The following is a 22,709-nucleotide window of genomic DNA, read 5'->3' on the forward strand; positions in this document are numbered from 1 at the left end:
GAGGGGGTATCAATTTTGACACACCCTCTTTTTTCTTTTATTACCTAGTATAGAGGTAACGCTTAATACTTTTCTTTGGTGTCTTCTCGAATTCCTCCTCATGTATCTCGATAGCCGACAGTTTACAATATGATGGTAGCTTTTGGTTAAGCTCTTGACGGTTTTGTTCCATCACGTTTTGTAGGTCTTCGTTATTAAACGATAGCGATGAGGCTTCTTCGTAATCCGGGTGAACCAATCCTATCAGTTTGTCTCCATCTTGTATCACGACACTCTCGTTTACCAGTGCCATGGAGTTCAATTGGTCTTCCACTTCTTCGGGATAGATGTTTTGTCCATTCGCTCCTAGCAGCATATTTTTTGAACGTCCTTTGATGAAGATGTTGCCTTCCTCGTCCATTGTCCCCAAGTCGCCGGTGTGATACCATCCCTCTGAGTCGATTGTTTGCTTGGTAGTTTCCTCATTTTTATAATATCCCAGCATCACATTCAAGCCTCTGGCTAGAATTTCACCGGGCACATTGGCAGGGTCGGGACTGTCTATCTTCACATCCATATGGACCACACTGCGACCACAACTGCCCGGTACGAAAGTCTGATAATCGGCATAAGCGATGATGGGAGCACACTCTGTGGCGCCATAGCCCACTGTATATTTGAACTTGATTTGCTGTAAAAACTGCTCAACTTCTTGGTTTAGAGCGGCTCCACCAATAATAACTTCGTAGAATTTGCCACCGAACGCATCGGTTACAAGGTCGCAAATCTTCTCTTTTACCTTCTTGCTAACCATCGGCATGTTTAGCAACAAGCGCATCTTATTGTTCTGTATCTTCGGGAATACCTTCTTCTTGATAATCTTCTCAATGATGAGTGGTACCGCGATAATGACGTCCGGTTTCACCTCTGAGAATGCTTGTGCAATGATGGCAGGGCTGGGTATGCGTGTCAAGTAATAGATATGACATCCCTTGTTGAACTCAAATAGGAACTCGAACGACATACCATACATGTGTGCCATAGGCAAAATGCTGATGACTTTTGATCCTTTCTTGAGGTGACTACCAAGTACATGCTCTGCAAAATCGTAATTGCTCCACAGTGCACGATAAGGAATCATTACGCCTTTAGAGAATCCTGTCGTACCACTGGTGTAGTTAATGAGTGCCAATTCATCGGGACTCTGTTCTATATAGTAGTTGACATGCTCCTTACGATAGTACTTCGGGAACTTCTTACCGAACATCTCGTTCAGATGTTCGCGTGCGTATGTCAATTTATCTGTACGCGAAAGAATCAGTGAATTGTCCGGTATATAGATGATACCTTCCAATGCCGGCATCTTCGTTGCGTCGATCTCGGTAGTCACAACGTCTCCTGCGAAGAGCAGTTTCGACTCGCTGTGGTTGACGATATTGTGTATTTGGTCGGCCGTAAACTCGTGTAGAATGGGTACAGCTACGGCTCCGTAAGTAAGTGTAGCAAGGAAAGCTACAGCCCAGTTGGCACTGTTTCTACCGGCAATTGCAATCTTGTCGCCTCGTTCGATACCACAGTTCTCAAACATGATGTGCAGCTTTTCTATCTTTCTAGCTACATCATGGTATTGTAAGGTCATACCTTTGAAGTCGGTCAATGCATTTTGTTCCCAATGATCAACTATTGTTTTCTGAATTAAAGCGTTAAAGCTTGGAATATTCCCTGTCATAGATTATTCGATATTTTGATATAGATACCGTTTGATACTCTTTTTAGGTGTCTTTTGAAATTCTTCTTCGTGTAATTTAATAGAAGACAATTTGCAGAATGAGGGTAAAACAGAGTTGAGCTCTTGGCGGTTCTGCTCCATAATACTTTGTATGTCTTCGTTGGAGAAGCCCATGCTCTCAGCTTCTTCAAAGTCCGGATGTACCAATCCTACAAGGGCGTTGCCATTCTGTACGATGAGACTTTCACTGACCATTGCCATCGAGTTGAGCTTGTCTTCTATTTCTTCAGGATATACGTTTTGGCCATTGGCGCCTAACAACATATTCTTGATACGCCCTTTGATGAAGACATGTCCATCGGCACTTACGGTCGCTAAGTCGCCGGTATGATACCATCCATTATCGTCTAGTACTGCCTTTGTGGCTTCCAAATTCTTGTAGTAGCCCACCATGACGTTTGCTCCACGGGTAATAAGCTCGCCCGGAATGTTCTCCGGATCGCTGCTTTTCACCTTTATCTCCATGTTTTTGACCACCGTTCCACATGAACCTGGCACGAAATTAGTCCAATCGCTATAGGTTATCATGGGCGCAGTTTCGGTCGTACCATAACCCATTGTGATGGGAAAGTCAATGGATACAAGGAATGCTTCAATCTCTGTGTTCATGGGTGCACCACCGATGATAATCTCATATAGGTTGCCTCCAAATGTATCTTTCACCATTTGACAGATTCTTTCTTTCAGTCTTTTCTGTATCACAGGCATTCTCCACAGTAACTTTACCTTGTTGTTTTGAATCTGTGGGAATATCTTTTTGCGGATAATCTTCTCAAGAATAAGTGGTACGGCAACCACAATGGCCGGCTTAACTTCCATCATTGCCTCCTGAATGAATGAGGGACTGGGAAGGCGAGTGAGGAAGAAGAGATGGTTTCCATGGCAGAATTCCAAGATAAACTCTGCCATCATACCATACATGTGAGCCATAGGTAAAATGTTCAGCACATTGCTTCCTGCTGGAATATGCCCGGAGATAGACTCCGAAAGTCCCTCTAGATTACTCGATAAAGTTCTAAAAGGCAGCATTACTCCCTTTGAAAATCCTGTGGTACCACTGGTATAATTGATGAGTGCGAGGTCTTCGTTCTTGTCTTCGTAATACTTAATGTGCTCCGGACGGAAGTATTTGGGATACCGCAGACCGAATATTTCGTTCAGATGTTCGCGTGCATACGTCAGCTTTTCAGAGCGTGAAACGATGATAGAAAAGTCTGGTATATAAACCACGCCTTCCAAATTGGGCATTTGGTTTGGCTCAATCGTGGTGGAAACCACGTCACCTACAAACAAAAGTTTGGATTCGCTGTGATTTACAATGTGGTAAATCTGGTCGGGAGTGAATTCGTTTTGTATGGGGACGGCCACTGCACCATAGGTCAAAACAGCCATGAACACAACGGCCCAGTTGCTACTGTTTCTACCACAAATAGCAATCTTATCTCCACAGTTAATACCGCTGTTCTCGAACAGTATATGGAGTTTCTCTATCTTTCTTGCTACATCGTGATATTGTAATGTTGCCCCTTTGTAGTCGGTCAGGGCATCTTTATACCAATTTTCTTTGATACTGTGTTCTATATACTTATTGAAGCTGGGTATTAATTCCATTGCACAAAAATCAAAATATTGTGCAAAGGTAATGATTTAGGTGCACAATACAAAACTTTATGTGCAATTTTTAGGGCTGTCTATGAACCTTTGAAAAGGTAATATAGGATATGTAGTCATATCAACTATTCTTGTTCGGATATAGAATACATTGGTATGGAATGACTGCAGGGGCGTGGCAACATCGCTGCAACAACCGAACAGAATTCCTGCAAAGCCGGTTTAGCAATGTTGCCACAGCTCAGCAGTGAGATGAGCGAGTTGTTTGGAGTGAGAAAAGAGTAGTTTCTGCGTAAACAAGTGGACTTGTTTGGCTGTTAGATGTAAGAATTTATGACTGATAAAAGGGTGCTTTGGCAATTGGAAAAATACTTTTATTCATATCGCATAGACTTAGCCGGATGGATATGCGAGATGAGGTAGCTCGGTGTTATCAGTATAAATAGGCTTATCAACAAGGTTGCTACATTTAAGAGAATGATGAGGGGGAAATTGAATTCCACCGGTACGGTGTTGACATAGTATGTGGTTGGGTCGAGCTTCACCAAGTGGGTGAAGTGTTGCAGGGCTATAAGGCCGAGCCCGATAAGATTTCCGATGAGCAGTCCGCGGCCAATAATGAATGCTGCAAACCACAAGAATGTGTGGCGAATAGTCTTGTTTTGTGCGCCCATTGCTTTGAGTAAACCTATCATAGACGTGCGTTCCAATATAATGATAAGCAGTCCGGAAACCATCGTTACACCGGCTACACATACCATTAAGGCCAAGATAATCCATACATTCAGGTCGAGCAGGTCGAGCCAAGAGAATATCTGTGGGTTGATTTCCTGAATGGTTTGCGACGAGTAGGTCTCTCCATATTTGTCAATGCTACGGTTAACCTTGTCCACCATGGCTGCTGCGGTCTCGTAGAGACGATTGAAGTCGGTTACGGTAATCTCTGCTCCAGTGGCTTGATCGGCTTCCCAATTATTCAATTTCACCGCTGTGTATAGGTCGGTAAAGCAGATGGCGTTGTCGTATTGTGATAGATTGGTCTGATAAATGCCCGATATGGTGAACCGGCGTACGTGTATCCCGTTGTTATCAATGAAGTAAGCGAAGATGCGTTGGCCACATTTCAGATTCATTTTCGACGCCATTGATGCCGAAACAAGTATTTTATTGGTCGATTTTTGGTCACTGAAAGTGGGTATACTGCCATCTATCATATTCTGATGGAGGAAGGTGGAGTCGAACTCGGGACCTACACCTTTGAGTAAAACACCCATAAAATCATTGTCGGTCTTGAGTATTCCGCGTGCAGTGGCAAAGCGTTCCACATGCTTGACACCCGGAATGGTCTTAATGACACGTATCATCGAGTCGCCCATTTGGATGGGGTAGGACTCAGAGGATTGCTGTGTCATGAAGTTAGCTACCTGAATATGGCTGCCAAATCCGATGACCTTATCGCGGATGGTATGCTTGAATCCCAATACTACACATACAGATACTATCATCACGGCAAGTCCGATAGCTACTCCGGCAGTGGCTATTCGGATGGCAGGGAGCGATACTTTGCGCTTATCGCCCGTATCGCTGTAGATGCGTTTGGCTATGAATAAGGGGAAGTTCAAGCTTAATCGTTTTATGGTAGTTCCTCGTCTACGCGACCGGGATAGGCCTCCAACGCCTTGCGCAAGACGATGAGGGCACGCTCCAAGTCTTCTTTCTTAAGTACATATGCTATACGTACTTGGTTGATTCCGGCTCCGGGAGTGGTGTAGAAACCTGCTGCCGGGGCCATCATGACGGTTTCTCCCTCGTAAGTAAACTCTTCTAAGCACCATCGACAGAACTTTTCACTGTCGTCGACGGGTATTTTTGCTACGGTATAGAAGGCTCCCATAGGAATGGGGGAGTACACACCGGGAATGCGGTTTAGGCCGTCTATTAAGCATTTACGACGCTCTACGTATTCGTCGTAGACGTCTCTGTAATACGCTTCGGGGGCATCAAGGGAGGCTTCGGCTACTATTTGACCAATCAAAGGAGGTGATAGGCGGGCTTGACAGAACTTCATCACGGCCTTTCTCACCTGTTCGTTCTTGGTGATAAGTGCACCAATTCTGATACCACATTCCGAATATCGCTTGGAAACGGAGTCAATCAAGATGACGTTTTGTTCGATTCCTTCGAGGTGACAAGCACTGATATAGGGCGAACCTGTGTAGATATATTCGCGGTAAACCTCGTCGGAGAAGAGGTAAAGGTCGTACTTTCGCACCAAATCGCGTATTTGATTCATCTCTCGTCGAGTGTATAGATAGCCCGTAGGGTTATTGGGATTGCAAATCATGATGGCACGTGTGTGCTCGTTGATAAGCTCTTCGAACTTCTCAACTTTAGGCAATGAGAATCCCTCTTCAATGGTTGTGGCAATGGTACGAATCTTGGCGCCGGCACTAATGGCAAATGCCATGTAGTTGGCATAGGCAGGTTCGGGTACGATAATTTCGTCTCCGGGATTCAAACAACTCATGAAAGCGAACAAAACAGCCTCGCTTCCACCCGATGTAATAATAATATCATCGGCTGTTACTTGAATATTGTATTTCTTGTAATAATCAACAAGCTTCTCTCTATAGCTCTGATAACCTTGGCTGGGAGAATATTCCAATATCTTTCTGTCAATATGGGAGAGGGCGTCCAAGCCACATTGAGGTGTGGGAAGGTCTGGTTGTCCGATATTGAGATGATAAACCTTGGTTCCTTTCTTTTTAGCGGCTGCAGCCAATGGAGCCAACTTCCTGATAGGAGACTCCGGCATTTCCAGTCCGCGCACAGATATTTCAGGCATCGTTACTAAATTGTTTGTTGAATTGCAAAGGTAGTATATTTAATTGAAACGAAAACCTATGGATTGGATTTTGTTGTGTATCGCCTTATTTTTATGACTATTGTTCACCTCATGGTCAAAAATATATTATCTTTGCAAAGAAGAAAATAAATCAGAAATACATATTATTAGATTATGAGATCAAGGACAGCTTCTTGGTTTGAAACCAAGATTCGTTATGAGAAAACAATGGAAGATGGCATGCAAAAGAAGGTTACGGAGCAGTATGTTGTTGATGCTTTGAGCTTTACCGAGGCCGAAAATGCCATTATCAATGAGATGTCTTCTTATATAAGTGGTGAATTTAAGATTACAGACATTAAGCCCGCGTCGTACGGAGAGATCTTCTTTAGCGATGCAGATTTGGATGATCGCTGGTATAAGGCGAAACTTCAATTCATCACTATTGATGAAAAGACCGAGAAAGAAAAGCGTTCTACGGTTACTTATTTGGTACAGGCAGGTAATGTTCCGGTTGCTGTGAAGCACATAGATGAGATTATGGGCGGCACGATGATAGACTATGTGATAGCCGGAATCAACGAAACCCAAATCATGGATGTTTTTGAACATCAAGTAACAAAGAAGAAACCGGAGGTGAACGATGTGCCGGAATACGAACAACCAACCGAAGAGAAGAAAGAGGGAGAGTAGAGATGGATATTGATGTAGCTCGTAATTTGCACGAAGTACAGTCTCATTTACCGTCTACTGTCAAACTGGTAGCGGTGAGCAAGTATCATCCTAATGAGTACATCGAGGCTGCCTATCAGGAGGGACAGCGCATTTTCGGAGAGAGTCATGAGCAAGAACTCTCCAAAAAGGTGGCGTCGTTGCCCGATGATATAGAGTGGCATTTTATCGGGCATCTTCAAACTAACAAGGTGAAATACATCGCACCATACATCTCTATGATAGAGGCTGTGGATAGTTTGAAGCTTTTGAAGGAGATAGAAAAGCAGGCATCAAAATGTGATAGGGTCATTCGTGTACTTCTGGAACTGCACATTGCCGAAGAAGAAACGAAATACGGCCTTACGTTAGATGCTTGTCGGGAACTCTTGAATGATTCTACATGGCGCCAATTGAAGCATGTACAGATATGCGGCTTGATGATGATGGCTAGCAATGTAGACGATGAAACTCAGATAACGAGCGAGTTTGAGGCTGCTCGCAAGTTCTTTGACGAAGTGAAGTCGACCTATTTCCCAACCGATGATGCCTTTTGTGAGCGTTCTTGGGGGATGAGTCACGATTACCAATTGGCAATCAAACACGGCTCAACGATGGTTAGAGTCGGTACAACAATATTTGGGCCGAGAGTCTATTAAGACTTCCGGCCCAAATTGTTTTATTTTATTGAATTACAACTTTCTTTCTGTTGATGATGTAGATACCCTTGGGTAGTCGTGTCTTATCGGTTCCTAAGTATCGTCCGTCAATCGAGTAGATGCGATTATCTTTGTATAGTTGTTCTGCCACTGTGCCCAGAACACCAATGATTCCAGTCGGTGTGTCGTTATTTTCTTGTAAGAAATTGAACGTGATAACGCCATCAGTTTCAGTGATTTTGTATATAGGTTTAGCTAAAGCTGTCCCATTATAAACTGTAGGTTTCACCGTAGTTTCGTCTGTTAGAGTCGTATTGTTACCCGTTCCGGGGAATGGATCGGCAGCAGCCGAAGCTTTATATGCATATTGAGAAGTAATATCTGTGACATTAGATATATTCAGCAGTGTACCATCGGCAGGCACTAATGTCATTCGTGGATGTCCTAATGTATTGTTGACGGTATTGCTTAGTATACCAGAAGTGAGCGAAAAATGAGCTATACGCCGAATTTTCCATAGCTCATGGCTTTAAAATAGCCTCGAATACTGCCGATATTGGCAGTGTTATTATTCCCAAAATCACTCAGTTTATCAGCATTCAAGTATTCCTTATATGCTTCTATGGGCTTGTTGATTTTAAAAGTTGTGTCTTGAAATTCTGCAAGAATGACTAGTGCTTTAGGGCTATTTAGATGAGGAAAGAAACTGCCACCCGACTTGATAACTTCACGTGTACGAATCTTGTTAGTTCATGTGTTAGTTGCATTTTTGTAAAATACCTCCTTATTTTGACTGTTGATGAGTGTTTGTTCGGTGGCCGAACGTTGCCCAACTTCATGAGCCAATTGGGTGGAAGCCGTCAAATTGCCGTAAGAATCTATTTGGCCGATATAATACTCGAAGCCTACATGCACGAGGATAACGCCATCGCTAGCTGTGTACCATGATACATGTTCGTCTCCATGTCCGGTAACCAAGAGTGTCGTTCCATCTGATTGAGTAACACTGAAAGGCTCACTTAAGACTTTTGCACCCCATGCATATACAGTTATAACCAGTAGAAAAATGATGAGTAGAGGTTTCTTCATATTATAGAATCTATTATTAATACTTGTTTTATTTATAATGATATTGCCCTTTATGGCGCGTCTTGCTGCCGTATTCGATTGCATGATGTGGACAATAGTGATAACATGCAAAACACGTGATACATTTGTCTGCGTGCAACCAAGTTGGTTGGAAGCCGAGTCCGCCTTTGATATTGTCTGTAGGACAGACGTCAGCGCAGATGCCACACTTCACACAACGGCTCTCATCAACGCTGAATGGCTTATCTGTAAGAAGCCTTTTGACAAACAGATTTCCCAAGATATCAGAGTTGATACGAGGCCAATGGCTCTTATGGATAGGAGTAATACCGTTCTCGCAATTTTGAATGCGAGGGATATATTGTCGCAATAGCTTTTCTGATTCCTGCTTTTTAGCCTGTACGATTTGCGGTTTATCTGTGTTCATAAGTGGTAATCCCACATACGTATTAGGCATTTTTAGCGAGAAAGCGGCATGGGTGTGCAGTCCGAGTCGACCGAGTGACCCGTTGAGGTAGTCTACACTGCGTCCAATATCGTCACCGGCAGTCATGGCCGTATAGCAATAATGAGTATCGGTATCGCCTTTGAAAGACAGGGTAGCAATAAAGTCGAGCATGATTTTTGGCGGTCGCCATCCGTGGACAGGAAACACAAAGCCTATTCGCTCATCATCTTTGAGCGTATAGCAATGGAACATTGGGGCATCACAGATAGATATTATCTCTTCTTGTGTAGCTTGTCCCAGTTCCTTAGCGAGCCATCTGGAGTTACCTGTCGCCGAAAAATAGAAAATCATTCGCTTGTTCTCAATATTACATTTACAAAAATAAGTATTTCTCTTGAGCCCACCAAGAACCTTGATAGAATAGATGTATTGTAATGAAAAAACCATCCTGCGGATGCGGGATGGTTTTTTTGTGTATCTGTAAGATTAATATTTTACTATTTAGCTTCTGTCATCACACCCTCAATGTATAGGCGTGTCATCTCTGTTTGGCCATTGGAACGTACAGTAATGCTCTTCTTGAAATGTCCGGGGAACTTTCCTTTACCATTATAGGTAATCATAATTTGGCCTTTCTGTCCGGGCATCACCGGTGTTTTGGTGTAAGAGGGAACGGTACAACCGCAACTTGCGACAGCCTGATTGATGACAAGAGGTGCCTGGCCGACGTTGGTAAACGTGAAAGTACATTTCTGTACAGGGTTGTTTTCAGAGAAAGTACCCAAATCTATGGTTACTTTATCAAACTTAATATCGGCTTGATTTTGTGCCGAAACGGCTATCAAACCAATTACCAACATTGTTATGATGCTTAAAAACTTTTTCATTTCTTCTCGTTTTTGATTCTAAAAATTCGCAGCAAAGATATGAAACTTCGTGATAGCAAGCAACTATTCAGTCATATATTTATCTAATTTACGTTAAATGATGAATACTTTTAGCTCTTTATATTGTTGATTTGGCAGTTGATAAAGCACAGTTTCTCACTTCCCACTACTAAATCCTCATTCGCTGCAAGAGCGTGTCAATAGTACTGTTTTGGCTTTGCAGCATTACTGAAAAGGCTAGGCAGCAACGTTGCTAAACCTTTGCAGGAAATGAATATTTAGTAGTGAGAAATGAGAAGTGATATGTTTGGAGTTGGTGATAGCTTGCTTTGGAAAGGGAAATAAGGTAGTTCCTCTTTTAATTATGTAGATAAAAGAATGTACGTTCTTTGTGTAATGCTTTTTTTTGTATAACTTTGCATGATACAAAGGAAATATCAAAAATATGTATAGAAGCAATACTTGTGGAGAGTTAAGACTCTCTGATCAAGGTAAGGAAGTTACCTTGGCTGGATGGGTTCAGCGTTCGAGGAAAATGGGAGGTATGACTTTCGTCGACCTACGTGACCGTTATGGTATTACCCAGCTCGTATTTAACGAAGCAGACGATAGTGAACTCTGTGACAGAGCCAACAAGTTGGGACGTGAATACTGTATTCAGATCAAGGGTACGGTGAGCGAGCGTCAGAGCAAAAACGAGAAGTTGGATACCGGTGATATAGAAATATTGGTGCATGAACTCAATGTTTTATCAGAGAGCGCAACGCCTCCTTTCACGATAGAAGACAATACCGACGGTGGCGACGATATTCGTATGAAGTATCGTTATTTGGATTTGCGACGTGCCTCTGTGCGTAAGAATATGGAGTTGCGTCATCGTATGACCATTTTGATTCGTAATTTCTTAGACTCAAAAGAGTTTATGGAGGTGGAGACACCTATATTAATAGGTAGTACACCTGAGGGTGCTCGCGACTTCGTAGTGCCTAGCCGCATGAATCCGGGACAGTTCTATGCACTGCCACAGAGCCCGCAAACACTGAAACAATTGTTGATGGTGGCCGGCTTCGACCGCTATTTCCAGATAGCAAAGTGTTTCCGTGATGAGGATTTGCGTGCAGACCGTCAGCCCGAATTTACACAGGTAGACTGTGAAATGAGCTTTGTAGATCAGGAAGACGTGATAGGTATCTTTGAAGATATGTGTCGTATGCTCTTCAAGGAAGTCAGAGGCGTAGAGCTACCGGCTAAGTTACAGCAGATGTCATGGCACGAAGCGATGAGGCGTTTCGGTAGTGATAAACCCGATTTACGCTTCGGTATGGAGTTCGTTGAGTTGAAAGAGGCTTTCTCAGGTAAGGGAAACTTCTCTGTATTCGATGAAGCTAAATATATAGGTGGTATCTGTGTACCTGGTTGTGCAGACTATACTCGCAAACAACTTGATGGTTTGACCGATTTCGTGAAGCGTCCACAAGTGGGTGCCAAAGGCCTTGTGTATATTAAGTATAATGCTGATGGCACTATCAAAAGTTCGGTAGACAAGTTCTACTCGCCCGAAGAGTTGGCTGAAATCAAAAAAGTGATGAATGCTAATGATGGAGATTTGGTGTTGATACTGAGTGGTGACAATGCAAACAAAGCTCGTGTACAGTTGTGTGCGCTCCGCTTGGAGATGGGTGACCGTCTTGGTTTGCGCGATAAAAATAAGTTTGAATGTCTGTGGATAGTCGATTTCCCCTTGTTTGAGTGGAGCGATGAAGAGCAGCGATTGATGGCTACGCATCATCCTTTCACCATGCCTAACCCCGATGATATTCCATTGTTGGAAGAACATCCGGAACAAGTGAGGGCCAAAGCATACGACTTTGTCTGCAACGGCATTGAAGTAGGTGGTGGAAGTCTTCGTATCCATGATGGAAAATTGCAAGAACGTATGTTCAAGATATTGGGGTTCACTCCCGAAAGAGCCATGGCTCAGTTCGGTTTCCTTATCAATGCATTCAAATATGGTGCTCCTCCTCACGCTGGTTTGGCTTTCGGACTCGATCGTTTCGTTAGCATTATGGCCGGTTTGGACTCTATTCGCGACTGTATTGCGTTCCCGAAGAACAACAGTGGTAGGGATGTGATGCTCGATGCTCCATCAGAAATAGATGTCAAACAATTGGACGAATTGAACTTGAAAGTCGATTTGAAAGATTGATGTAAATCAAGAAAAAGAGCTACATAGTTGTTATTGAGATGTTTTGTGTAAAAAAATGCACGAACATGGAAAGATTGTCGTACTTTTGTAGTGATAAATAGAGTAATCTGATTCCTAATATAAGGAATTGAGATGAAATTGTAATCAAAATAAGAATATGGCAGAAAAGAAAGCAACAAAGGTAGTAGCAGCTCCTAAAAAGGAGACTACAAAGAAGGTAGCAGCAAAGAAACCGGCTGCACGCAAGGTGGTAGTAGCACTTAATGCAGAGAGTGTGGGCTTCCGCGCCGGCGATGTTTATCAGGCTTTGGCAGCTGCTGGAAAGGCTCTTAGTGTTAGCGAGATTTCCAAAGCAGCAAAGATTAGCGCTGAAGAGACCTATCTTGGAATAGGTTGGCTACTTAAAGAAGGCAAAGTAAAAGGCGACGAAAGCCTAGTAGCGTTGGCTTAATTTAGATTAAGAATAACCAAATAAGGAGCTGCATTGTTATAATACAGCTCCTTTTTTATGTTTTGTAAATAGTGTACATGAGTTACGATGCAGCGATATTACAGGTATTGGCAGAAGCCGGCAACGATGGTTTGTCGGTCAGGAAGATTGCACACCATGTATTGAATGCATGTAATTCGCTGTTTGAACCAGTCGAATATACTACCGTACATGCTTATGTACAGCAATTTCTTATTAGAAATTCTAAAACCACGAATGCTCTTATAGAGCGTACTGAGACGCGTGGAAAGTATCGGTTGAACTTGAATAATGTCGGAAATCAGCAGTTAATGCTCCAGTTTTGCGATGAGGTTGAGATAGAAGAAGAGCAGAATTGTCCGCCGGAAGACCTGTCGCTGAGCTTGTTTTGAGTGTTCGATGATTTCTAATGATTTTTAGGGAACACATGTTTTGATTCGTATTATACAATATATATAATATGAATCTTATGTCAAATAGATATTTATTAGGCTTTGATGTGGGTAGTAGCTCGGTTAAAGCCTCTCTTGTAGAGGTGGAAAGTGGGCAGACTGCGGCCACAGCTTTTTATCCTAAAAGCGAAGCTCCCATGCTTGCAGTGAAGACGGGATGGGCAGAACAGGACCCACAAATGTGGTGGGACAATGCTAAACTAGCCTTAAAGCAGGTCATGGCTGATAGCGGTATCACTGGTGAGGAGATTCTTGCTGTTGGTATTTCTTATCAAATGCATGGCTTGGTTTGTGTAGATAAGAATCGGGAAGTACTTCGCCCAAGTATTATTTGGTGTGACTCTCGTGCTGTACCTTATGGTGAAAAGGCATTCAAAGAGCTGGGGACAGACTATTGTCTGGGTCATTTATTGAATTCACCCGGTAATTTTACGGCCTCCAAATTAGCTTGGGTAAAGGCAAATGAGCCGGTACTTTACGAGCGTATAGATAAGATTATGCTGCCCGGAGATTACATTGCGATGAAGCTATCCGGTGATGTTTGCACCACTATTAGTGGCTTGTCTGAGGGCATGATGTGGGACTTTAAAGACAAATGTCCGGCCAAATCGCTTTTGGATTATTATGGTTTTGATGAGCATATATTGGCTCATATTGTCCCGACTTTTGCCGTACAAGGTGAAGTTTCTAGTGAGGCGGCTGCCGAAACCGGTTTGAAGAAAGGTACACCTATATCTTATAGAGCTGGCGACCAACCCAATAATGCGGTGAGTTTGAATGTCTTTAACCCCGGTGAAATAGCTTCTACGGCGGGTACTTCTGGGGTGGTTTATGGTGTTTTGGGCGATGTAAATTACGACGTAAAGAGCCGGGTCAATACTTTTGCACATGCCAATTATACATTAGAAGAGGACCGTTTGGGTGTGTTGTTGTGTATCAATGGTACCGGTATCTTGAATGCTTGGGTACATCGAAACGTTACTCCTGACATCAGTTATGCCGATATGAACAAAATGGCAGAGACCGTTCCGGTCGGATCAGAGGGCGTGAGTATCATCCCGTTTGGTAATGGTTCTGAGCGTGTGTTGGAGAATAAAGAAGTCGATTGTTCTATCCATGGCTTGAATTTCAATAAGCATTCGAAGGCTTATATCGTCAGAGCGGCTCAAGAAGGCATCGTCTTTAGCTTCTGTTATGGCATGGAAATCATGCGGGATATGGGTATGGACATTCGTAAGATACATGCTGGTCATGCTAATATGTTCCTAAGTCCGCTGTTTAGAAATACTTTGGCAGGAGTCAGCGGAGCCACCATTGAACTCTACGAGACCGATGGTAGCGTTGGAGCTGCAAAAGGAGCGGGTATTGGTGCAGGTATTTATAAGAATCATGATGAGGCATTTGCTACGCTCAAAAAACTGGCTGTGATTGAACCGGAAGAGCATTTGAAGACTTCGTATACCGATGCTTATGAGCGTTGGAAATCAATATTGAACAAAAATATAAATCAATAAGAACTTAAATTAAGAAACTACAAGATGATGACAAAAGAGTATTTTCCACAGATTGGTAAGATTCCTTTCGAAGGAACAGATAGCAAAAATCTCCTAGCATTCCACTATTACAACCCAGAAAAAGTTGTTGCTGGGAAGAAAATGAAGGACTGGTTGAAGTTTGCAATGGCTTGGTGGCATACGCTCGGAGCCGCAAGTAGCGACCAATTTGGTGGACAAACCCGCGATTATGCATGGGATCATGCCGACAGTGCCATCCAACGTGCCAAGGATAAGATGGATGCTGGCTTCGAAATCATGGAGAAGTTGGGTATCGAGTATTTCTGTTTCCACGACGTAGACTTGTGTGATCCCTCTGATGATATTGCTGAGTATGAGCAGAATATGAAGGAGATTACCGATTATGCTCTTGAGAAGATGAAGGCAAGTAACGTTAAGTTGCTTTGGGGAACAGCCAATGTGTTCAGTGATAAGCGTTATATGAATGGTGCCGCAACGAATCCTAACTTCGACGTAGTGGCTCGTGCTGCCGTTCAAATCAAGAATGCTATTGATGCAACTATCAAACTTGGTGGTACCAATTATGTGTTCTGGGGCGGTCGCGAAGGATACATGTCTCTGCTCAATACACAGATGCAACGTGAGAAAGAGCACTTGGCTCAAATGCTTATAGCGGCTCGTGACTATGCTCGTGCTAAAGGTTTTACAGGTACATTCCTTATCGAACCGAAACCTATGGAGCCTACAAAACATCAGTACGATGTAGATGTAGAGACCGTTATCGGGTTCTTGCGTGCTCACAATTTAGACAAAGATTTCAAGGTAAATATCGAAGTTAACCACGCTACATTGGCTGGTCATACCTTCGAGCATGAATTGGCTGTTGCTGTAGATAATGGTATGTTGGGTAGCATTGATGCTAACCGAGGTGATGCACAGAACGGTTGGGACACCGACCAATTCCCCATTGACAATTTTGAATTGACTCAAGCCATGATGCAGATTATCCGTAATGGTGGCTTAGGCAATGGCGGTAGCAACTTCGATGCAAAGATTCGCCGTAACTCTACCGACCCTGAAGATATATTTATTGCCCACATCAGTGGTATGGATGCCATGGCACGTGCGCTTGAGAATGCCGCAGCTATTCTTGAAGAGAGCGAACTTCCTCAAATGTTGAAGTCTCGTTATGCTAGCTTCGACAGCGGTATGGGCAAGGAATTTGAGGATGGAAAGGTCAGCTTGGAGCAGTTGGTAGACTATGCAAAGAAGAATGGTGAGCCTAAACAATTGTCAGGTAAGCAAGAACTTTATGAGACTATCGTAGCTTTATATTCTAAATAAGGCACGATAAAGATTACGCTATAAACATGGATAGGAGAGACCTTTGAACGGGTTTCTCCTATTTTTATGCCTAATACAGAGACTAAACGGTAAATAAAATTTTGTATCGATGCAGGTATGGAATATTTTGCCTATATTTGTAACTATATAAAATGAAGAATTAATCTTATGGTTATCGCAAACAATCATTTAGTCATTATGGCTGGTGGTGTAGGAAGCCGATTTTGGCCAATGAGCACCGAAGAACTTCCAAAACAGTTTATAGATATTCTAGGCGTAGGAAGAACACTGCTCCAACTCACTTTTGATCGTTTTAAAGGCCTTTGTCCTTCGGAGAATGTTTGGGTTGTTACGAATCGAAAGTATGAAGCACTTGTTAAAGAACAGTTACCTGAAGTTCCGGTAGAAAATATATTGTTAGAGCCTTGTCGGCGCAATACGGCACCTTGTATTGCCTATGTTAGTTGGCGTATCAAGGCCAAATCTTCCAAGGCAAATGTCGTCGTATCGCCTAGCGACCATATTGTTACCGATATCATAGAGTTTCAACGGGTCATCTCTTCGTGTTTACAGTTTACCAGTGAGACCGATGCTATTGTCACATTGGGTATGAAAGCTGACTGTCCGGAGACGGGTTATGGCTACATACAAGCTGATTTGACAGCACGTTCGCCGCGTAATAAAGAGATATTCCGTGTTGACTCGTTCCGCGAAAAGCCAGATTTACAGACTGCAACAGAATATATACGACAGAATAACTATTACTGGAATGCAGGTATATTCTTGTGGAGTGTAGAGACGATAGTCAACGCTTTCAGAGTTTATCAACCCACGATGGGTAAGTTGTTTGAGAGTATGCTGCCTGTATTGGGAACTCCTAAGGAACAGGAAATCATAGATCAGCGTTATGCAGAATGTGAGAATATCTCCGTTGACTATGCTATCATGGAGAAAGCCGAAGAAATTTTCGTGTGTCCGGCAAACTTCGGTTGGAGCGATTTAGGTACGTGGGGGAGTCTCTTGATGAAGAGTCATAAAGACTTATATGGAAACTGTGGTATTGGTGAAAATATTCGATTTTTTGATAGCCACAACTGTATAGTGCATACTATGCAAGAAAAGAAGGTTGTCGTCCAAGGACTTGATGGCTATATTGTAGCTGAGAAAGACAATACACTCTTGATATGTAAACTATCTGAAGAGCAGAAAATCAAACAGTATAGTGAGTAAAAATATAATAAATGATGGATAAAAAAGTAGCATAAATTACAGGAATATCAGGCCAAGATGGCAGTTATTTGGCAGAGTTTTAATATCAAAGGGATACGAAGTGCACGGCTTGCTACGTCGTTCTTCTTCTTTCAATACCGGACGTATAGAACATTTATACTTGGATGAATGGGTTCGCGATATGAAGAAACAACGCCTTGTCAATCTGCATTGGGCAGATATGACCGATTCTTCATCTTTGATACGTGTCATTTCTGAGACTAAGCCTACTGAAATCTACAATCTAGCGGCACAAAGTCATGTGAAAGTATCGTTTGACGTGCCTGAATATACGGCCGATACAGATGCTATAGGTGTATTAAGACTCTTAGAAGCCGTACGTATTTGTGGGTTGGAGCACACTTGTAAGATTTATCAAGCAAGTACATCAGAACTGTTTGGAAAGGTACAAGAGGTTCCTCAGCGCGAAACTACGCCTTTTTATCCGTGTTCACCTTACAGTGTAGCAAAATTGTATGGCTTTTGGATTATGAAGAATTATCGTGAGAGCTATGGTATGTACTGTTGCAATGGTATTCTTTTCAATCATGAGAGCGAACGTAGAGGTGAAAATTTTGTTACTCGTAAGATTACTTTGGCTGCTTGCCGTATAGTTCAAGGATACCAAGAGAAACTGTATTTGGGGAATTTGGATGCTCGACGTGACTGGGGTATGCCAAGGATTATGTGGAATGTATGTGGTTGATGCTGCAACAATCTCAACCTGACGATTTTGTAATAGCTACCGGTGAATATCATACCGTCCGAGAATTTGTTACAATCTCATTCCGGCATGTGGGAATAGAATTGGAATGGCAAGGTGAAGGTATTGATGAAAAGGGCATTGACAAGGCTACCGGTAAAGTGTTGGTAGAAGTAGATCCCAAGTATTTCCGCCCGGCTGAGGTTGAGGAATTGCTGGGTGATCCTACAAAAGCAAAGACTGTATTAGGTTGGAATCCTGCCAAGACATCTTTTGAAGAACTCATTCGTATCATGATAGAACATGATAAGAGGTGGAGCAATACCGCAATTGGGAGAAATTCGCAATTGTCATATTAATGTAGGAACAGGTAAAGAACTTACTATCAAAGAACTTTCTCAACTAGTTGTTGATACTGTCGGGTTTACGGGAGAAGTGTATTTTGATACTTCAAATCCGGATGGAACACCACGGAAATTAATTGATGTGTCGAAGCTACATCAGTTAGGTTGGAAGCATCATGTTGAGATAGAAGATGGTGTTCGACGCCTTTTTGATTGGTATAAGCAGTCATTAGAATAGTTTTTGTACTCTATATCTCTTATAAAGTACAATCTAGTTGAATCATTGCAATGGCTTGGCAGAATCGCTGTCAAGCCGTTGCTGTTTTACTGTTTGGACTTTTCAGCAATGTTGTTGGGGCTTTGCAGTAATGTCGTTGATAAGTAGACGAGTAGACAGGTAGGCTTGTTTAGTAATTGTTATATTCCTATATATAAGTTAACTATATTATACTGTAATATTAAAAAGGTGGCAATAACATATATGCTATTGCCACCTTTTATACTAGGATGAAGTTTATTTCGACTCTCTTTCGGTTATGAGACCGTGCCGATAAGCATAGAGTAGTTTCTCAAGATCTTTGATTTGGCGGTTTAGCTCTTCGCCCTTGTCAGTATTAGCCACCAGCATACGTTGACTACTTAGCTCAACAATCTGCGTTGTGCTCTTGATATCGGTTCCTCGTTGTACTGCATCGGCTGCGCTCGTGAAGGGCTCGTGTTGTACCAACTGGAGTCCGCGGCTATGGTATACAAGTGTATATCCGGCTATACCAGTCTCTTTGTGGTATGCTTCTGAGAAGCCGCCATCTATCACCATCAGTTTTCCGTTGGCCTTGATGGGATTTTCTCCGCTGCCGGCATGCACCGGTACGTGCCCGTTGATGATGTGCCTATTTGTACCATTTACACTGAAAGCATCCAGTATTCGGTCGGCTACAGCCTCGCTATCCCTCAGTTTGAAGTAGTTTCCTTTCTCTTCTTTGTGTGTAGCTTTGTCTTCGATGAAATATCGTTCGAATGTAGCCATTTTGCTTTTATCGAAGAGTGGGCTATCGGGACCGCACCATAGATAGAGGAAATAGTCGATAGCATATTGACGTTCGGCTGGCGGAGTGTCGTTTTGGAATGCAGAACGAATGAGCATTCCGGTGTGATGCATGAGCTCACGTCCTTGATATACTTGTCCTTTAGCTATTTCTACGTCCTTGAGACTACCATCTTCGTTGAGCGGAATAGAAGCATGGAAGAGTAAATTGTTGTTGTAAATGGCATACATACAACCATGCTGCAGGAGCAGGCGGATATGTTTGTGAAGTTTTTCGCACACCATGAACGAATGATGTAGCTTGCTCATCAGTGCAGTTTCTTCTTCTGTCATGTCGCACGGATGCTCCGGGTCGATGGTAGGGAAGTTGTTGCTGGTTAGTGGATACTCTTTACCGGTGAGCATGATGGTGCCTTTCTTGTAGTCGATGTTTTTGAATAGCTCTCTATCTTGCATGTCCCATGACGGATTTCGTTCGAAGAGTTGAGCCTCGGCTTTGAACTGTAGCACGGCAATGGCTTTGTGCATGAGTGCCATGAGGCGCACTGATTTATCATCAGTATTCTTATTATCGCCTATCAGTTTGGGTATAAACTCCTTGCATTCATCGTCTCCATAAGTCTCCATGGCAAATGTAGCCAATGAGATAAGATTGATACCGTATCCCTCTTCCAGTGTTGTCAGGTTGGCATAGCGCAGAGACAGCCGGATGACATTGCAAATACATGCATCGTTTCCGGCACAGGCTCCCATCCAAAGTATATCGTGGTTGCCCCATTGCATGTCCCAATTGTGGCGCGAGGCCATGGTGTCGAGAATGATATGAGCACCCGGACCACGGTCGAAGATGTCGCCGAGAATGTGCAAGCGGTCAATGGCTAGCCGTTGAATGACATTGGCGATGGCAATAATAAAGTCGTCGGCTCGTCCCGTAGAGATAATAGTATCGATGATGACATTGACGTATGCCGTCTTATTTGTGTCTTCGGTACGCTCGTGGAGGAGTTCCTGAATGATGTAAGAGAATCCGTTTGGTAATGATTTCCTTACTTTCGAGCGTGTATATTTGCTTGATACGTCGCGGCATACAGCCACGAGTTGGTGGATGGTGATTCTATACCAGTCAATGATATCCGTCTCTTTGGACTTGACAAGTTCCAATTTTTGTTCCGGATAGTAGATGAGTGTACAAAGTTCTCGTTTCTCGTATTCGCGTAAAGAGTTGCCAAAGAGCTCGTTGACTTTTCGTTTGATGTTACCCGATGCATTCTTCAGTACGTGCTGGAAAGCCTCATATTCACCATGAATGTCGGCTAAGAAATGTTCCGTTCCTTTCGGAAGATTCAAGATGGCTTGCAGGTTTATAATCTCTGTACTGGCTTCAGCCACTGTCGGGAATGATTGCGCCAGCAGCTGTAAATATCTCATGTCCTTGTTAATTGTATCTTGTTTTGTCATTTTAGCTTAATATTTTTGTGTTATCATTTCTACTATTTTTTGTGCTCTTCGGTCGTTGATGGCCGGAATAGGAATGAATCCTTCGGTGAGAGAAGTCTCTTGTAGCATGGCTTGTTCAAGACTTGCCACAAAAGGATGTATTTTTAATTGCTGTAATATCTCGCCCATTCGGTCTTCATCGTAATCGGATGTTAGCATCTCGTTGGTTAGTTGTTGGACGAAAGTGGGGGTGAGCCCATCTCTATTGAATAAATATTGGGCGTACAAGAACTCACTACATAGTTTATGTATTGGTGAGTCTGTACTATCAAACTTATCAACTTGTTGCTTGATTTGGCTACGTATCTGTTGATCGTGTGCGGTTGTTACCTTTATATATAGGTCTAATAATTGCCTGTATAAGTCGTTGCTTGCTTCGTCGTTTGTAATGATGGGGTTTTTGACCAGATATACTTTATGTGTTTGGAAACGTTGTTGGATGTATTGTTTCTCATGTCTGCCCATGGCATGGAATGTGAGATTGCGTCGTTTTAATGAATGTTGAAGCGGGGAATGGTGCCATGGAACCATGGATGCCAGTGGACTATAGAGGATGGGAATCAATTTTGAATTAGCTGTTTTGATACATTGAAGCCTCGAAAAATCCAATTCTCCCATGACATGAATAAGGTCTACGTTCTTGCTTTCCGCGAAGTTTACACCTTCACGGGATAACTCATGCTGTATCGTAGAGATGTATTGTGCAGCGAGAGATTCCCTTTTAATAACAGAACTTGTTACGACCTGTATTCTCATAGTTTATGACTTGTAAATTCGTATTTGTCAGCAAAGTGATGTTTGATGGCGTATCGACAGTTTGTCCATACACTTCTCAACTGGAAGAAAAAGAGTTTGAATGGGGAAATATGGGTACTGAATTTAGCTAAAGCGCTAGAGCAGGCGAGTGTACGCCAAATAAACAAGATGAATAAAGCAGTGATAGAGGCACCCAGCAATATCCAATTATTGATGATAGATGCATAGATGATAGATGCAATATTAGCCAAAAAACAGAAGTGAAGCAACAGATTGTCCATGAATATAGGAAATTTATATCTGAAACTTCCACGCATATATTTCTTTGATTCACGATAGAAAAGCCGGTTGTTGGTCCATGTTTTGGGACTCACGTCCATATCGGTGAGCCAACAAGTTGGCGAGATTGCTAAGGAAGAGTTGTCTTCTGTGGAGAATTTGTTGACGATAAAATCATACTCTCCACGTATTAAATGAAGATTGCCAAGGAATCCATTGCCTTCCATAAAGACTGTTTTACGGAATGCTAGATTCGCACAATTACATCCATAGCTATGTCCACGTTGTATGGAACGGAACATCTGTCTAGCTTTAGAGAAGTGTTGGAAGTGTTGATAGTCGGTTACTTTGTCGTCGGGGAAGTGAGTATATCCCATCGCGATAGCTTTATCTTCGTGCATGGCGGTGGCCATTGAAGCAAGCCAAAAGTCACTATCGGGTCTGCAACTAGCCTCGGTTAATAGGCACCATTCGTATTTAGCGGCCTTAACACCGACGGTTATGGCAAGTTTTCGTCTGCTCATGTACCGGGAAGACATGGGAAGGAAGGTGGCATAGAGTTTGTCGCTGGCTCCTAATCTCTTGAGTACATCTTCTGTATCTGTATCTCCCTTCTCAGCCACCACCACCACTTGGAAAGGTGAGGTATATTGTTGTTGTAAGAAATAGGGGAGGTTTTCTTCTAAGAAAGCAGCTCCTTTATGAGCCGGAATAATGATACTGATTCCCGGTAAAGGCTGTTTTTGCTCACCGGACAAATCGTCTTCTTCGGTATTGATGGTCAATTTGCGAAGAAAAGGACTTGCCAACGAT

Annotated in this window: 19 protein-coding genes and 2 pseudogenes; 10 read left to right on the forward strand and 11 right to left on the reverse strand. The window is 42.8% G+C overall.

Annotation, left to right across the window (positions count from 1 at the left end):
* Window positions 1–40: 40 nt before the first annotated feature.
* From HMPREF3034_RS02085 to HMPREF3034_RS02100, 4 genes are all read right to left on the reverse strand, one after another.
* Entirely contained in the window at window positions 41–1,708 is a 1,668-nt protein-coding gene (locus HMPREF3034_RS02085; RefSeq protein ID WP_062432760.1) for an AMP-binding protein, read from the reverse strand.
* Window positions 1,709–1,711: 3 nt separating this feature from the next.
* The gene (locus tag HMPREF3034_RS02090) at window positions 1,712–3,379 is read right to left on the reverse strand and encodes an AMP-binding protein (protein WP_036898008.1); all 1,668 of its coding nucleotides are present in this window, start codon (window positions 3,377–3,379) and stop codon (window positions 1,712–1,714) included.
* A gap of 374 nt (window positions 3,380–3,753) precedes the next feature.
* Entirely contained in the window at window positions 3,754–5,001 is a 1,248-nt protein-coding gene (locus HMPREF3034_RS02095; RefSeq protein ID WP_036898010.1) for an ABC transporter permease, read from the reverse strand.
* An 11-nt stretch (window positions 5,002–5,012) separates the two neighbouring features.
* Complete coding sequence (locus HMPREF3034_RS02100) at window positions 5,013–6,224, reverse strand: pyridoxal phosphate-dependent aminotransferase (protein WP_036898013.1); 1,212 nt, start codon at window positions 6,222–6,224, stop codon at window positions 5,013–5,015.
* A gap of 174 nt (window positions 6,225–6,398) precedes the next feature.
* Between HMPREF3034_RS02100 and HMPREF3034_RS02105 the strand changes: the two genes are divergently transcribed.
* Both HMPREF3034_RS02105 and HMPREF3034_RS02110 read left to right on the forward strand, forming a co-directional pair.
* Window positions 6,399–6,917, forward strand: a complete 519-nt coding sequence (locus HMPREF3034_RS02105) for a DUF4494 domain-containing protein (protein WP_036898016.1) — start codon at window positions 6,399–6,401, stop codon at window positions 6,915–6,917.
* A gap of 2 nt (window positions 6,918–6,919) precedes the next feature.
* Window positions 6,920–7,594 carry a YggS family pyridoxal phosphate-dependent enzyme gene (locus tag HMPREF3034_RS02110; protein ID WP_036898019.1) on the forward strand — a complete coding sequence of 225 codons (675 nt, stop codon included), beginning with the start codon at window positions 6,920–6,922 and terminating at the stop codon, window positions 7,592–7,594.
* 25 nt (window positions 7,595–7,619) lie between these two features.
* On the opposite strand, the gene HMPREF3034_RS02115 is transcribed toward HMPREF3034_RS02110, so the two are convergent.
* The 4 genes from HMPREF3034_RS02115 to HMPREF3034_RS02130 all read right to left on the reverse strand — a co-directional run bounded on the left by HMPREF3034_RS02115 (window position 7,620) and on the right by HMPREF3034_RS02130 (window position 10,018).
* Window positions 7,620–8,027 (reverse strand): hypothetical protein, encoded by a 408-nt coding sequence (locus HMPREF3034_RS02115; protein ID WP_062432764.1) that lies wholly within the window; start codon window positions 8,025–8,027, stop codon window positions 7,620–7,622.
* A 317-nt stretch (window positions 8,028–8,344) separates the two neighbouring features.
* Window positions 8,345–8,683, reverse strand: coding sequence for a hypothetical protein (locus HMPREF3034_RS02120; RefSeq protein WP_156431017.1), 339 nt, complete (start codon window positions 8,681–8,683; stop codon window positions 8,345–8,347).
* 28 nt (window positions 8,684–8,711) lie between these two features.
* Window positions 8,712–9,482, reverse strand: coding sequence for an EFR1 family ferrodoxin (locus HMPREF3034_RS02125; RefSeq protein WP_036898028.1), 771 nt, complete (start codon window positions 9,480–9,482; stop codon window positions 8,712–8,714).
* Window positions 9,483–9,628: 146 nt separating this feature from the next.
* Window positions 9,629–10,018: a DUF1573 domain-containing protein gene (locus HMPREF3034_RS02130; RefSeq protein WP_036898031.1), complete on the reverse strand. Its 390-nt coding sequence runs from the start codon at window positions 10,016–10,018 to the stop codon at window positions 9,629–9,631.
* 445 nt (window positions 10,019–10,463) lie between these two features.
* Between HMPREF3034_RS02130 and aspS the strand changes: the two genes are divergently transcribed.
* The 8 genes and pseudogenes from aspS to HMPREF3034_RS12200 all read left to right on the forward strand — a co-directional run.
* On the forward strand, window positions 10,464–12,224 hold the full coding sequence (gene aspS / locus HMPREF3034_RS02135; protein WP_062432770.1) for an aspartate--tRNA ligase: 1,761 nt from the start codon (window positions 10,464–10,466) through the stop codon (window positions 12,222–12,224).
* A gap of 157 nt (window positions 12,225–12,381) precedes the next feature.
* Window positions 12,382–12,675, forward strand: a complete 294-nt coding sequence (locus HMPREF3034_RS02140) for a winged helix-turn-helix domain-containing protein (protein ID WP_036898037.1) — start codon at window positions 12,382–12,384, stop codon at window positions 12,673–12,675.
* Window positions 12,676–12,752: 77 nt separating this feature from the next.
* Window positions 12,753–13,085 carry a hypothetical protein gene (locus tag HMPREF3034_RS02145; protein ID WP_062432773.1) on the forward strand — a complete coding sequence of 111 codons (333 nt, stop codon included), beginning with the start codon at window positions 12,753–12,755 and terminating at the stop codon, window positions 13,083–13,085.
* 77 nt (window positions 13,086–13,162) lie between these two features.
* Window positions 13,163–14,659, forward strand: a complete 1,497-nt coding sequence (locus HMPREF3034_RS02150) for a xylulokinase (protein WP_062432913.1) — start codon at window positions 13,163–13,165, stop codon at window positions 14,657–14,659.
* Between the two features lie 24 nt (window positions 14,660–14,683).
* The gene (gene xylA, locus HMPREF3034_RS02155) at window positions 14,684–16,003 is read left to right on the forward strand and encodes a xylose isomerase (protein WP_062432776.1); all 1,320 of its coding nucleotides are present in this window, start codon (window positions 14,684–14,686) and stop codon (window positions 16,001–16,003) included.
* A gap of 168 nt (window positions 16,004–16,171) precedes the next feature.
* Entirely contained in the window at window positions 16,172–17,233 is a 1,062-nt protein-coding gene (locus tag HMPREF3034_RS02160; RefSeq protein WP_062432779.1) for a mannose-1-phosphate guanylyltransferase, read from the forward strand.
* A gap of 35 nt (window positions 17,234–17,268) precedes the next feature.
* Window positions 17,269–18,334 (forward strand): annotated as a pseudogene (gene gmd / locus HMPREF3034_RS02165) (GDP-mannose 4,6-dehydratase).
* Window positions 18,285–18,557 (forward strand): annotated as a pseudogene (locus HMPREF3034_RS12200) (GDP-L-fucose synthase); the annotation flags it as partial. The pseudogenes gmd and HMPREF3034_RS12200, both read left to right, overlap by 50 nt.
* Before the next feature lie 276 nt (window positions 18,558–18,833).
* Here HMPREF3034_RS12200 and HMPREF3034_RS02170 read toward each other — a convergent pair.
* Genes HMPREF3034_RS02170 through HMPREF3034_RS02180 form a run of 3 tightly spaced genes read right to left on the reverse strand, consistent with a single transcriptional unit; the run spans window position 18,834 to window position 22,705 of the window.
* On the reverse strand, window positions 18,834–20,792 hold the full coding sequence (locus HMPREF3034_RS02170; RefSeq protein ID WP_369796355.1) for a fructose-1,6-bisphosphatase: 1,959 nt from the start codon (window positions 20,790–20,792) through the stop codon (window positions 18,834–18,836).
* Between the two features lie 36 nt (window positions 20,793–20,828).
* On the reverse strand, window positions 20,829–21,617 hold the full coding sequence (locus HMPREF3034_RS02175) for a hypothetical protein (protein ID WP_036898051.1): 789 nt from the start codon (window positions 21,615–21,617) through the stop codon (window positions 20,829–20,831).
* On the reverse strand, window positions 21,614–22,705 hold the full coding sequence (locus HMPREF3034_RS02180) for a glycosyltransferase (protein WP_197421717.1): 1,092 nt from the start codon (window positions 22,703–22,705) through the stop codon (window positions 21,614–21,616). Before HMPREF3034_RS02180 ends, HMPREF3034_RS02175 begins: the two co-directional genes overlap by 4 nt.
* Window positions 22,706–22,709: the final 4 nt, after the last annotated feature.

Source organism: Prevotella sp. DNF00663 (assembly GCF_001553265.1).
Classification (GTDB): Bacteria; Bacteroidota; Bacteroidia; order Bacteroidales; family Bacteroidaceae; genus Prevotella.